At 35.7% G+C, this 13,416-nt stretch carries 14 protein-coding genes; 10 read left to right on the forward strand and 4 right to left on the reverse strand.

The window, feature by feature from the left end:
- The coding region (locus FFR48_RS18665) for a hypothetical protein (RefSeq protein WP_236104112.1) at nucleotides 1–306 on the reverse strand (306 nt) is incomplete at its 3' end.
- 109 nt (nucleotides 307–415) lie between these two features.
- Here FFR48_RS18665 and rpmI point away from each other — a divergent pair.
- The 7 genes from rpmI to FFR48_RS18700 all read left to right on the forward strand — a co-directional run bounded on the left by rpmI (nucleotide 416) and on the right by FFR48_RS18700 (nucleotide 8,259).
- The gene (rpmI, locus tag FFR48_RS18670) at nucleotides 416–613 is read left to right on the forward strand and encodes a 50S ribosomal protein L35 (protein ID WP_096567982.1); all 198 of its coding nucleotides are present in this window, start codon (nucleotides 416–418) and stop codon (nucleotides 611–613) included.
- A gap of 21 nt (nucleotides 614–634) precedes the next feature.
- Entirely contained in the window at nucleotides 635–991 is a 357-nt protein-coding gene (gene rplT, locus FFR48_RS18675; protein WP_096567984.1) for a 50S ribosomal protein L20, read from the forward strand.
- A 152-nt stretch (nucleotides 992–1,143) separates the two neighbouring features.
- The gene (locus FFR48_RS18680) at nucleotides 1,144–1,929 is read left to right on the forward strand and encodes a transporter substrate-binding domain-containing protein (RefSeq protein WP_137668409.1); all 786 of its coding nucleotides are present in this window, start codon (nucleotides 1,144–1,146) and stop codon (nucleotides 1,927–1,929) included.
- 125 nt (nucleotides 1,930–2,054) lie between these two features.
- The gene (locus FFR48_RS18685) at nucleotides 2,055–2,579 is read left to right on the forward strand and encodes a tetratricopeptide repeat protein (protein ID WP_096567988.1); all 525 of its coding nucleotides are present in this window, start codon (nucleotides 2,055–2,057) and stop codon (nucleotides 2,577–2,579) included.
- A 331-nt stretch (nucleotides 2,580–2,910) separates the two neighbouring features.
- Nucleotides 2,911–4,854 (forward strand): primary-amine oxidase, encoded by a 1,944-nt coding sequence (locus tag FFR48_RS18690; RefSeq protein ID WP_137668414.1) that lies wholly within the window; start codon nucleotides 2,911–2,913, stop codon nucleotides 4,852–4,854.
- 265 nt (nucleotides 4,855–5,119) lie between these two features.
- Nucleotides 5,120–5,689, forward strand: coding sequence for a peptidylprolyl isomerase (locus FFR48_RS18695; protein WP_096567990.1), 570 nt, complete (start codon nucleotides 5,120–5,122; stop codon nucleotides 5,687–5,689).
- A gap of 104 nt (nucleotides 5,690–5,793) precedes the next feature.
- Nucleotides 5,794–8,259, forward strand: a complete 2,466-nt coding sequence (locus tag FFR48_RS18700; RefSeq protein WP_137668410.1) for a BsuBI/PstI family type II restriction endonuclease — start codon at nucleotides 5,794–5,796, stop codon at nucleotides 8,257–8,259.
- A gap of 70 nt (nucleotides 8,260–8,329) precedes the next feature.
- On the opposite strand, the gene FFR48_RS18705 is transcribed toward FFR48_RS18700, so the two are convergent.
- Complete coding sequence (locus tag FFR48_RS18705) at nucleotides 8,330–9,019, reverse strand: Uma2 family endonuclease (RefSeq protein WP_137668411.1); 690 nt, start codon at nucleotides 9,017–9,019, stop codon at nucleotides 8,330–8,332.
- Between the two features lie 335 nt (nucleotides 9,020–9,354).
- On the opposite strand from FFR48_RS18705, the gene bchB reads away from it, so the two are divergent.
- The 3 genes from bchB to FFR48_RS18720 all read left to right on the forward strand — a co-directional run bounded on the left by bchB (nucleotide 9,355) and on the right by FFR48_RS18720 (nucleotide 11,656).
- Entirely contained in the window at nucleotides 9,355–10,905 is a 1,551-nt protein-coding gene (gene bchB / locus FFR48_RS18710; protein WP_096567996.1) for a ferredoxin:protochlorophyllide reductase (ATP-dependent) subunit B, read from the forward strand.
- Between the two features lie 145 nt (nucleotides 10,906–11,050).
- Nucleotides 11,051–11,401, forward strand: a complete 351-nt coding sequence (locus FFR48_RS18715; RefSeq protein ID WP_096567998.1) for a DUF6883 domain-containing protein — start codon at nucleotides 11,051–11,053, stop codon at nucleotides 11,399–11,401.
- A gap of 3 nt (nucleotides 11,402–11,404) precedes the next feature.
- The gene (locus FFR48_RS18720; protein ID WP_137668412.1) at nucleotides 11,405–11,656 is read left to right on the forward strand and encodes a DUF4926 domain-containing protein; all 252 of its coding nucleotides are present in this window, start codon (nucleotides 11,405–11,407) and stop codon (nucleotides 11,654–11,656) included.
- Between the two features lie 341 nt (nucleotides 11,657–11,997).
- Here FFR48_RS18720 and FFR48_RS18725 read toward each other — a convergent pair whose 3' ends face one another.
- Together FFR48_RS18725 and FFR48_RS18730 are read right to left on the reverse strand one after the other, a co-directional pair.
- Nucleotides 11,998–12,474, reverse strand: coding sequence for an ArsC/Spx/MgsR family protein (locus FFR48_RS18725; RefSeq protein ID WP_137668413.1), 477 nt, complete (start codon nucleotides 12,472–12,474; stop codon nucleotides 11,998–12,000).
- A gap of 163 nt (nucleotides 12,475–12,637) precedes the next feature.
- The gene (locus FFR48_RS18730; RefSeq protein ID WP_096568003.1) at nucleotides 12,638–13,249 is read right to left on the reverse strand and encodes a cysteine dioxygenase family protein; all 612 of its coding nucleotides are present in this window, start codon (nucleotides 13,247–13,249) and stop codon (nucleotides 12,638–12,640) included.
- Nucleotides 13,250–13,416: the final 167 nt, after the last annotated feature.

Below are 13,416 nucleotides of genomic sequence, written 5' to 3' on the forward strand. Positions count from 1 at the left end.
AAATGATAACATTAAGATAATAGGTAAAAGATTTGTGGATAGAGGATACAAGTGACTAGTTACAGTATTCTGGTTACATGATAATGGGTATTGGTGACTGGGTACTGTGATCTGGTAACTGATGACTGTGGACTGGGATCTGTGGGCTGTAGACTGGTGACTGGAGAATGGGGACTGGGAAAAGGAGACTGGGGACTGGTGATTGGGGACTGGGGATTGGGGACTGGTGACTGGTGACTGGGGACTGGTGACTGGTGACTGGTGACTGGTGACTGGTGACTGGTGACTGGGTAGGAGTTTTCCCAATTCCCAATTCCCTGTTCCCTCTGATAACTGCTGTAATTATTGACAAATGTTGGTTAATTTGAGTTTTATTGGTATATAATTGTAGATTGTGTTGATTCAAAGCCATCCCATGCCTAAACTCAAGACTCGCAAGGCAGCAGCGAAAAGATTCCGCGCCACTGGTAGCGGTAAAATCGTGCGTCGTAAACCTTTCAAAAATCACTTGTTAGAGCATAAGTCCTCTAGCAAAAAGAACAATTTGTCTAAAATGGCAGTTGTTCATGAACGCGACGAAGAAAACGTGCGTTTAATGCTTCCTTATTTGTAAATCCTTCAGGTACTGTAAAAAATGACTCGTGTAAAACGCGGTAATGTAGCTCGTAAACGCCGCAATAAAATTCTCAAATTAGCTAAGGGTTTTCGTGGTTCTCACTCTACTCTGTTTAGAACCGCTAACCAACAGGTGATGAAGGCGCTTCGCAGTGCGTACCGCGATCGCAAAAAGAAAAAGCGCGATTTTCGTCGTCTGTGGATCACCCGTATTAATGCGGCTTCTAGACAACATGGTTTGAGCTATAGCCAGTTAATTGGTAATCTGAAAAAAGCTAATGTTGACCTAAACCGTAAAATGTTGGCACAGTTGGCAGTTCTTGATCCTGCAAGCTTCGCTAAAGTGGCTGAACTGGCAAACTCTGCCAAAGGATAAAGGTGGCAACGGATGAATAACGGATGTAACAGATAAATTCTGCTGAAAATTCAAAATTAAACAGAATTAAACAAAATTAAACGTTTTGTGAAAAGTTGTTAAACGTTTTGAAAAGTTAATAGCAGCGTCTCGTAAAGAAGCGAAGGTCAATTATGAATCAGTTACATCTGGTATTATCCGCTACCTTTATGATCATTTGTTGCCTGTTCTATGGGGAGATAGATTTGGTTGCTTCTGCGGCGACTATGGCAGAAATTCAGCAACGAGGCTATTTAACTGTGGCGGTTAAGGATAACATCCGTCCTTTGGGATTTAGGGATGAAAACGGCAATTTACAAGGGTTAGAGATTGATTTAGCCAAGCGTTTGGCTAGTGATTTGTTAGGTAAACCGGATGCGGTGAAATTGCAATCTGTAGTTAATAGCGATCGCTTACCTGCTGTTTTTGATCATCAAGTTGATATGGCGATCGCCAGAGTTACCGCCACTGAATCACGCTCCCGCATAGTTAGCTTCAGTGTTCCTTACTATTACGATGGTACAGCAATAGTTACAAAAAATACCGCTATCAAAAAACTTCAGGATTTAGCAAAACGTAAAATTGCTGTACTCAATCACTCCAGCACTATCTCATACATAAAATACTTTATACCTAATGCTGAATTAGTCGGTGTTAATTCCTACGCCCAGGGAAGAGAGCAAATAGAAAGCGGTAAAGTGGATGCTTTTGCGGCTGATGTCAGCGTTTTAAGTGGTTGGGTACAAGAATATCCCCAATATCAAATATTGCCAACCAAATTATCAACAGAACCATTATCTGTAGTCATGCCCAAAGGATTGCAGTACGATGAATTAAGGCGAGGAATAAATGAAGCGATCGCTCGTTACACAACCACAGGTTGGCTCAAAGAACGAACAAACTATTGGGGACTAGAATAATTGATAATTGATAATTGATAAGGGAGAAATTTTTATTGTTAATTCTTAATTTATTTATTTTCTCATTTTCCCAGAAAGTTGATAATAGATAGAGAAAGCAAGTTTAATATTTGTATTTGCAACCAATGGATAACAATCTAGTAATCATTTATCTTTCAGTTTTCGTCGGTTTGCTCCTATTTGCGGGAGTGAGTGTTTTTCGTCAGATTTTCAAAACTCGTAAACTTGAAAATTCTCTTTCCCAGTTGAAAACCAAATTGACAAAAGAAAAAGGTACTGCACAAGAATATTACGAATTAGCTAGTATTTATTCTGAAAAAAAAGTTTTTACCCAGGCAATACCCCTATTTCAAAAAGCTATCAAAGCCGCCGAAGAAGAGGGAGAAGAAAACATTGCCCCAGTTTACAATGGTTTGGGATATGTTTACTTTGCCCAAGAACAATATGATTTAGCGATTCGGCAGTACAAAGAAGCATTAAAATTGCAACCAGATTATGTAGTAGCGTTGAATAATCTTGGCCATGCTTACGAAAAGAAAAAATTAACTGCTCAGGCGTTGGAAATGTATGAAACCGCACTCAAAATTGCACCTAATAACGCCACAGCTAAACGTCGTGCCGAATCTTTGCGGAGATTAGTTTCTGCATAGTAAAAAGCTATCAGCTATCAGCTATCAGCAATAAAATTCTTGTGCTACAAGGCTTTTAAATTACCAACAAGATATTGTATAATCCATACCCCTGACTTCTTAAAGAAGTTGGGGATATTTTTATTCTTTATATTCATTTTCTGCTAATTATACTGTTTATGAGTAATAGTTTTGAAATCAATAGATATTCATTAACTCTACTGACTTCTCAAACAGTATGATGCAAAAACTCAATTATTTTTTCCACATTCCAGCAACAAAAAATACATATTTGTGGGGTGGGCATCCTGCCCGCCCAAAAAACCTGTTAAAACTGGCTATTAACTTATTGATGATCATTTCTCTAACCCTGATATTTCCTCATATTACATTTGCTCAAGAATTAAATCAAAAATCATTTATTACCCATCCCCTCAACCCCTTAACAGAGACAGAAATTACCACCGCAGTAGAAGTATTAAAACGGGAAAAACCATTAAGCAACACAACATTTTTTCCCATGATTACATTACAAGAACCAGATAAAAGCCAAGTCTTGAATTTTCAACCTGGGCAAAAATTTACCCGCCGTGTTTTTTTGCAAGTTTATGAACGGGAACACAATAAAACTTTTACAGCGACAGTTGATTTAATAACCAAAACCCTAACTAACTGGCAAGAAATACCTCATGTTCAACCTGCTATTTTACCCGCAGATTATGAAATAGCCAGAGAAGTTGTGAAATCTGATCCGCGCTGGCAACAAGCAATGAAAAAACGAGGAATTAAAGATTTTAACCAAATACAAATAAGTTGTTGGGGAGCAGGAATATTAACTTCAGCAGAAGCAAAAAATGGTCATAGAATTTGCCGTGCATTATCCTATTATCAAGGTAAACATTGGAATTATTTCTCACGCCCCATCGAAGGTGTTTTAGTCACTGTTGATTTAAATAAAGAAGAAGTTTCTAGTTTTGTAGATCATGGTGTAGTTCCTATTTCCCAAGAAAACTGGGACTATGATATTAAAGCTTTCAATAAATTAACACCACCACCTAAACCTTTAAAAATCATTCAACCAGAAGGTACAACATTCAAAATTCAAGGTAATGAAATTACTTGGCAAGGTTGGCAATTTCGTTATTTAATGCACCCCCGTGAAGGCTTGGTTTTGTATCTTGTTAAATATAACGATGGCGAAAAAATCAGACCTGTTTTATATCGTGGAAGTCTTTCAGAAATGGTAGTTCCTTACGGTGATCCAAATCCTAACTGGTCATTTCGTAACGCCTTTGATGTGGGAGAATACAATATTGGTTTATTAGCAAATCAACTAAAATTAGGTCAAGAAATTCCTGAAAATGGAGTTTTATTAAATGCCACTTTTGCTAATGGTGAAGGTGAACCTTATACTATGCCGGGAGTCATAGGTATTTATGAAAGAGATAACGGCGTACTTTGGAAACATTTTGATTTTAACAGTCAAAAAAATTATGTCCGTCGTAATCGTGAATTAGTCATGAAAATGATTACAACAGTTGATAATTATGATTATACTTTGAATTGGATATTTCACCAAGATGGAAGTTTAGAAATAAAAAATGAATTATCGGGAATTGTGTTATCTCAAGGCACATCTGACGAAAAACAATCTAGCAATTCTTTGGGAAGATTATTAGCTAAAAATATCTTTGGTGTCAATCATCAGCACTTTTTCAATTATCGCTTAGATTTAGATGTTGATGGACAAAATAATAATGTGATGGAAATGAACGTTAATAATTTACCTATCAGTGAACAAAATCCTTTAGGAAATGCCATTACAGTTGAAGATACATTATTAAAAACCGAAACAGAAGCAGTGCGTGATGCAGATATTAAACATAGTCGAGAATGGATGATTACCAGTGCAGATAAAAAGAATCATTTAGGGGTTGCACCTGCATATATATTAATGCCAGGAGCAAATACAATTTTGTATGCAGTAGAAGGTGCAAAAATACGAAAAAAAGCTAGTTTTGCAACTCATCATTTTTGGGTAACAAAATATAAAACCGATGAAATGTATGCAGGTGGTGATTATCCAAATCAAACATCACTCGGAGAAGGTTTAGCGAAATATATTGCTGATAATGAATCTTTGGAAAATGAAGATATTGTTGTGTGGTACACAATGGGTATGACTCATGTTCCTCGTCCAGAAGATTGGCCTGTAATGCCACGACATCAAGTAAGTTTTAAACTGATGCCAAGGGGATTTTTTAAGAGAAATCCAGCGATTAATTTAGGTGAATAAATTCCTTATTTCTCGTTACCTGTCTCTGACAAGTAATGAAATATATGAGGTTCTGCCTCAATAGACATTTGATGAAAATGAATGTAAGGACAATTCATGAATTGTCCCTACAAGGGTTTCAGGCTACACATATTTAAATTCGGTCGATGTCTAATAGACAAATCCCTAGAGAAATTTTTTGATATGTAAACTTGCAATGTGAGTGTTAATTAGCCTACGATATATCAAACACGCGCAGTTTTGAAAACAGGATAGCTAAAAACTAATGAACTTTCCAGATATTAATATTCCCGGTGATGGACAACTTCACGCCCGCTTAACGACTTCCTTGGGTGAAATTGTGGTTAAATTGGAGGAAGATAGAACCCCCAATACTGTTAAAAATTTTGTCGGTTTAGCTACCGGAAACATTGACTGGAAAGATCCTAAAACCGGTGCATCTATGCTTGGTACTCCCGCTTATGATGGCGTTCGCTTTCACCGTGTCATTCCCGATTTTATGATTCAATGCGGTGATCCTTTAAGTCGTTATCCTGATATGTCTCATCGTTGGGGTACTGGTGGACCAGGATATAGATTTGAGGATGAGTTTCATCCTGAATTGAAGCATGATGAACCAGGTATTTTGTCAATGGCTAATGCAGGACCTGGAACTAATGGTTCTCAATGGTTTATTACAGAAGGACCAACACCTCATCTTGACAAAAGACACAGTGTTTTTGGTCAAGTAGTTGAAGGTATGGATATCGTCAATAGAATCGCTAATGTACCTACAAAACGCGATCGCCCTAATCAAGATGTCGTGTTAGAAAAAGTGGAAATTTTCCGCAAGTAATTAAGTAATTTTTTCAGACCCTTGACTTGTTTAATCAAGTTGGGGTCTGATAACTTAAATTATTTATCTAATTATTTATCTAATCATTTATCTATGTATGAGGAATGATCAGTCATATCACAGATTTAACAGATATAACCGGGGTAAATTTATCTGCAAAATTGAACTTAATTCAAAGAAGTGAATTAGGTCAATTTCTCACTCCTGCTACAGTTGCGAAATTTATGGCAGGACAATTTAATAATTTATCGGGTCATATTAGTTTACTTGATCCTGGTGCTGGTGTGGGGACTTTAACTGCTGCGTTTGTAGAACAACTGTTGCTAAATTCCCATCAGGTTGAAAGTTGTTTTCTCACAGCTTATGAAATAGAATCAACATTTATATCATCCTTAGAAAAATGTCTGATAGAATGTTGTCGAGCTTTAGAAAACAAAGGAATTAAAGCCGATTATAGTGTAAAACAGGAAAGCTTTATTAATAGTCTAACAGCAAATAATTTACCGCTTTTTAATAATGCTTCTCAAAATTTTACCCATGCAATTATCAATCCACCATACAAAAAAATCAACAGTCAATCGATTGAAAGAAAACAATTATCAAAACTAGGAATTGAAACAGTAAATTTATATAGTGCATTTGTTTGGCTGACAATGTTACAGCTTGCAGAACATGGTGAAATAGTGGCAATTACTCCCAGAAGTTTTTGTAATGGTGCTTATTTCCGCCCATTTCGTCAAGCGTTTTTACAGAAAATGTCACTGCAAAAAATTCATGTTTTTGATAGTCGTGATTTAGTCTTTGCAGAAGATAATATTATTCAAGAAAATATTATTTTTCATGCTATCAAAACAGAATATCAAGATAATTATATTCAAATCAGTATTAATTCAGAAATAGAACTAGATCAAGTTTCCGAAATTAGACTTGTTCCATATCATCAAATTATAGAAAAAGATAATCCTGAGAATTTTATCCATATTATTACTAACTATTTAGAAGATACTTTAAAAGTGCAAATGGATAAATTTCCATCTACCTTAGAAGAATTAGGTCTAGAAATATCCACGGGTCCAGTTGTAGATTTTCGTCTCAAATCAGCTTTGAGAAATTTTTTAAATGATCAAACAGTTCCCCTAATTTATCCAGAATCTATTAAACCAGGAAAAGTTCTATTTCCTCCCCAAAATCCAAAAAAATCAATTGCTATTGTTCACACTCAAGAAACACAAAAATGGTTGATTCCCCAAGGTTGTTATGTTTTAACTAAAAGGTTTTCTGCTAAAGAAGAAAAACGTCGTGTTGTTGCTGCTGTATCCTACCCTATAGATTACCCAGTATTGGGTATAGAGAATCATATTAACTACTATCATGCACAAGGAAAGGGAATAAATATCAACTTAGCAAAGGGTTTAACAGCATTTCTCAATTCAACTTTATTTGATCAATACTTTCGACTTTTTAGCGGTAACACACAAGTTAATGCTACAGACTTACGCAAAGTTAAATATCCATGTAAAGATGATTTAATTCAACTGGGAAAACAAATTAATGAATCTGGATTTGATCAAGATAAATTAGATGATATTGTCAATAAAAATCTATCAATTATGAGTGAAACAATCAACGCAATTGCAGCTAGTAAACGTATTCAAGAAGCAATGAATATTCTGAAAGAAATTGCTGCACCCAAAGAACAACAAAACGAAAGATCCGCATTATGTTTACTCGCATTAGCAGATATTCGACCAGAAACTTCTTGGAATCAAGCAACAGCACCTAAACGCAGAATTACAGAAATGATGGATTGGTTTCGTGATTTTTATGGGAAACAATACGCACCAAATACACGAGAAACAGTAAGACGACAAACAATGCACCAGTTTGTACAAATGGGTTTGGTGGTGGAAAATCCAGATCAACCAAACCGACCAATTAATAGTCCTAAATGGTGTTATCAATTACAACCAACAGCACTATCATTAATCAAATCCTATAATTCTGAACTGTGGGAGGAATCCCGTCGTAATTATGCTATTGCTGTTAAAAACTTATTGCAGAATATAAATAGAAATATACCACAAATTCCCGTTACTCTACCAGATGGACAAGCAATTTATCTATCATCAGGGGGACAAAATAATTTAATCAAAGACATTTTAGAAAAGTTTTGTCCTAGATTTACACCAGGAGGTTTGGTTCTTTATGTAGGTGATGCTGGGGATAAGTTTATCATTAATGAAACTGCAAAGTTTAGAGAAATGGGACTTGATTTAGATCCTCATGGTAAAATGCCTGATATTGTAGTTTATTATCAACAACAAGACTGGCTAATATTAATAGAAGCTGTAACCAGTCATGGACCTGTTAACCTCAAAAGACACAATGAGTTAAAACAACTTTTCCAGTATAGTAATAAAGGGTTAGTTTTTATAACTGCTTTTCCTAGTCGTAAGACAATGAGTAAATATTTAGGAGAAATTGCTTGGGAAACAGAAGTGTGGGTAGCAGATCAACCAGATCATTTAATTCATTTTAATGGGGAAAGATTTCTTGGACCATATTCATAAATCTGCAATTTTAACCATATTAAAGTTTTACATAAAGGCAAAAATATCAAAACAAAAGTTTTTAAAAACTCTAACCATTACCTAACTTACTAACAAAATCCGCGTGTTCAAAAGACTGTAAACCTGCTTGTAAAACCTGCAAAACCTCAGACATATTACCTGTTAACAACTCATTTACTGCTAACCATAAACCTGGAAACACACGACTTTTTAAAATACCATTTTCATCAGCAACTAATTCTAAATATTCACCTTGTTCTAAACAAAACCAAGTTAATTTTTGCTCTAAAACTTGCCAAACAATATACTCTTTCACACCATTACGACGATAAGCTTGTTTTTTACCATGTAAATCAATAGCTGCACTACTAGCAGCAATTTCTACTACTAATTCCGGCGCACCTTCAATATAATCATCTTCACTAATTCTAGTTTGTCCACCTGCTTCTGGTGTAATAATCAAAACTGCATCCGGTTGAGGTTCGTTATCGAAGTCTAAACGCACTGTAGGTTCAACTGCTAATTTTAGACTAGGAGTAAAAACCTTATAATTCCCCATCCATATCAATATGTGAGCATGAGGTTCTCCATGACTTTGTAAACGTAAAGCAGCAGGCATAATATAAACAATTCCTTCGATTAGTTCAGCTTTTTTTATATCACTTGTACTATCATAACGGCGCTCAAATTCATAACGATTAAGTTTATCACCGTTAGTTAAAGGAAGAATAAAAGTAGAAGGAAAGGGTAGTTTAACCATTATTTTTTTACTGGATAATTACACCATAAATACATGATAACAAAAAAAACACTTTACATATCTCTAAAAACTGATAAAAATATTTATCAAAATATTTATCAAAATATTAAGACTTCTTTACTTAAACTATGGAAAAATTTTAGCACTTAATCCCCGAAATCCTATCTATGACTACCTTTGAGCAATGCTAAGATTTGCTAACACCGAGAAGTTAACTTCACTTACTTAAAAAAGCTTATTTGTTGATAGCCAAAAGTTTTGCGACAATCCAAGTTAATCATCAAAATAATAATCAAAAACTCATAGTTACTTGAGTGATAAAGGGAGAAGACTGAATGAAATTAGCTTACTGGATGTATGCTGGACCTGCTCACATTGGTACTTTACGGGTTGCTAGTTCCTTTAAAAATGTTCACGCTATTATGCACGCTCCTTTAGGAGATGACTATTTTAACGTCATGCGTTCGATGTTATCCAGAGAACGTGATTTTACACCAGTTACAGCTAGTATTGTAGATCGTCATGTTTTAGCGCGTGGTTCTCAAGAAAAAGTAGTAGAAAATATCACCCGCAAGGATGCAGAAGAACACCCAGATTTAATTGTTTTAACTCCTACTTGCACATCGAGTATTTTACAAGAAGATTTACAAAACTTTGTAGATCGGGCGCAAATGGATGCAAAAGGTGATGTGTTGTTAGCAGATGTCAATCATTATCGTGTGAATGAACTGCAAGCAGCAGATAGAACTTTACATCAAATTGTCAAATATTACATTGAAAAAGCGCGGAAAAAAGACGAATTACCAACTTCAAAAACTGAAAATCCTTCAGTAAATATTATTGGTATTTCCACCTTGGGTTTTCATAATAATCATGATTGCACAGAACTGAAAAAATTAATGGCTGACTTAGGAATTGAAGTTAATGCTGTGATTCCTGAAGGTGCTTCTGTTCATGAGTTAAAGAATTTACCAAAAGCATGGTTTAATTTAGTTCCTTATCGGGAATTGGGGTTATTAACTGCTAATTATTTACAAGCAGAATTTGGTACACCTTTTGTAGATATTACCCCGATGGGAGTGGTGGAAACTGCTAGATGTATCCGCAAAATTCAACAAGTAATTAATCAACATATTTCGACTTCGCTCAATACAAAAGGTGCAAATGTTGACTATGAGGAATTTATCAACGAACAAACTTTATATGTTTCCCAAGCTGCTTGGTTTTCCCGTTCTATTGACTGTCAGAATTTAACAGGTAAAAAAGCGGTGGTTTTTGGTGATAGTACCCATGCTGCGGCTATTACTAAAATCTTATCCAGAGAAATGGGAATTCATGTAGTTTGGGCGGGTACTTATTGTAAATATGATGCTGACTGGTTTAGAGAACAGGTAAGCGAATATTGCGATGAGGTTTTAATTACCGAAGATCATGGAGAAATTGGTGATGCGATCGCTCGTGTTGAACCATCTGCCATTTTCGGAACACAAATGGAACGCCATGTAGGTAAACGTTTAGATATTCCCTGCGGAGTCATTGCAGCACCTATTCATGTGCAAAATTTCCCCATAGGTTACAAACCATTTATGGGTTATGAAGGTACAAATCAAATCACCGATTTAATCTACAATTCCTTCACTTTGGGAATGGAAGATCATCTGTTAGAAATCTTTGGTGGACACGATACAAAAGAGGTAATTACTAAAGGAATTTCTGCGGAATCTGATTTGCATTGGACAAAAGATGGGTTAGCAGAATTGAATAAAATTCCTGGTTTTGTGCGGGGGAAAGTAAAGCGAAATACGGAAAAGTTTGCCCGTGAACGGGGAGTTAAGGATATTTCTGCTGAAGTTTTATATGCAGCTAAGGAGGCTGTAGGGGCTTAGGTTTTGGGGGGGAATTAATAATATTAAGGGGTAAGGATTAACTGATAATCTTTACCTCTTAATTTTGTCAGTCAAAAGGATTGACAAATACTGATGTTTAAAAGTATAATAAGGTTATTATAAAAAACTATCTTAACTAACTATAATGAACCAACAATTTAATACACCACAAGACAGATTGGTAATTCAAGATGCTAAAATTACCAAATACCTACTTGTGTATCAACCGAAAAGTGACAAGTCAGGATATCTAGCTTTGGCTGGATATAACCTGGAGAACTGGGAACTGCTAAAGAACGATATAATAAAAGCTGTAATAGGTTCTGAAATCGCAGAAGTGACTCCCACTGATTATGGAACTCAGTTTGCTATAAAAAGTCAATGGCTAGGTCCAAATGGCCACTTGCTTAGGGTGATCACTATCTGGCAACAAGATGAAGGAACAGAATTTTTAAGATTTATAACTTTAAAACCTGATAGATCACGGGAGAATTAAACCATGAAAACAGCCACCCTATTTCAGTGGGTAGAACTAAAACAAGATGTTCCTAACAGCCTAGTCAAAGCTGGTAATAGGGGGGTTGTTTTGGATCATCTCAATCCTACGAAAACTCAACCAGAACCAGGATATATTTTAGAAGTATTTGAAAGTGGTGAAACTCTGGATGTAGTTTCTGTTCCTATTTCCTGGGTTACAATTCTTCCTGAAAGTTGGGGAAATGTTGAATATGATGCAAGACAAACAGCTTAAAGTAGAAAATATCAAACTCATCACTGATTTTATAGATGTTACCCTGATGGTAGGTAGATGCTGATAAACAGGGTAATAACCCAAGTTGCTAGTTACGGGGAAGAGCGATCGCTAAAGCTGTACTTTGTGAAGGCAGTGGGTGAATAAAGTAATAAAATCCCCTCCAGTCAGAAAAAAAGGAGGGGTGTATGTTAAATGAAATAATTGCCATCTATGCTATCACGGATGACTTATTGAAAGCGAAACCAAACAACTCAATTCCTCAAAGTCCCCCTTTTTAAGGGGGATTTAGGGGGATCTGCGGGTGTCAAATCCCACACGAAAAAGTTTTCAAACAACCTCTAACCGTGATTTTTACAACTACCTTCCCCATGATGTTGGTGTTCGTGATTATTTCCATGAGCGCAACCTTGTAAGTCTTGCTGCATTAAATTTTCACTCATTGCTTTAAAAGACTCATCCACGGGTTTTAAACCTATCCATGCGTCAATTTTTTCGACATCAAAACCTACTTCTCTTTGCTCTCCTACCTCTAATAAAGGACGACGGATCAATAGGGGATCTCTCAACATCATCATTAAAGCGGTTTCTGCGTCAATTTTTTCCGGGTTTACCTCTCCTGATTTGATGCTAGGTGCAGCTTTGTTGAACCATTCAATTACGGGGCGATCGCCAAAAAATGATTTTAATCTTTCTTTTGTCCAAGGTTCTGTTAATAAGCTATATGCTATCACTTGATGACCTGCTGCTGTGAGTAATACTTTCTGTCTGGTGTTGTTTTTACAACCTGGTTTTTCATAGAAAATTACTCTGGCCATTGTTGTTTCTCCTATAGGTTTCAAGTTTGATTTTTGGATGGGAAATCATTAAACGCAGATGAACACAGATAAACGCAGATGAAAAAATAAATCATTCATTTAGGATTCTATATTTATCAAAATAATGTGTTATTTCTCTTTTTGCCACTACAATTTAAAAAAATTAGAATTTTTTAGCAATGTGATTAGTTACATAAAATTCAAATCTTTCTTTAGGATCGGTTTCACCATAAATATTAAATGTAACCGTAGGTTCATTACCCACAGCTTGAACTTGATGTATTGTCTCAGGTGTAAAACTAATTAAATCACCAGGTTGTAAATTTAGTTCTCCCACTTTTTCAATTTTATCAGGAAATTCATCTGTGGGATTACGTCGCCAAAATGTGTTTTTCTCCTGACCTTTTAATATTGCGACTATTCCCCAAGTTCCATGATTATGAATATTAGAAGTTGTTCCTGGTGCAAATGTGACTGTTTGCACTGTTAAGGGAAAACCCAATTCATCGTATAATAATAAAACTGATGTTCCGGTTTTCGGATCTGGTTCTAAAACTTGACTTTGTACCCAATAGGAATTAATAATTAATCGCCTCACTAACATTCTCAGTTGAGGAAGAAAAGTTGATTCATCCTCAACTTGATTGAGAACATCTTCTACTTCCGTAAGAAAGCGATAAAGGCGATAATTATCACGTAATAAATCCCAGTCTCTCGCGGATTTACAAATTTGATGTTTTCCATCTCCAGAGATAAACCAATCCTGACCTTGCATAATTTATATCGTATCAATCTAGAGTGTAAACTGTGAATATTTAGGGGTTGCTGAGAAAGTCTTTCCGTGAGGGCATAGGAGTCAGGAGTCAGGAGTCAGGAGTCAGGAGAAGATTTGAAAATTTCTTTGCCATCTCTTGAAATCCCAAAAAATGCACACTTTTTCCG

This window comes from Sphaerospermopsis reniformis (assembly GCF_005402885.1).
In the GTDB taxonomy this organism is placed as follows: domain Bacteria; phylum Cyanobacteriota; class Cyanobacteriia; order Cyanobacteriales; family Nostocaceae; genus Sphaerospermopsis; species Sphaerospermopsis kisseleviana.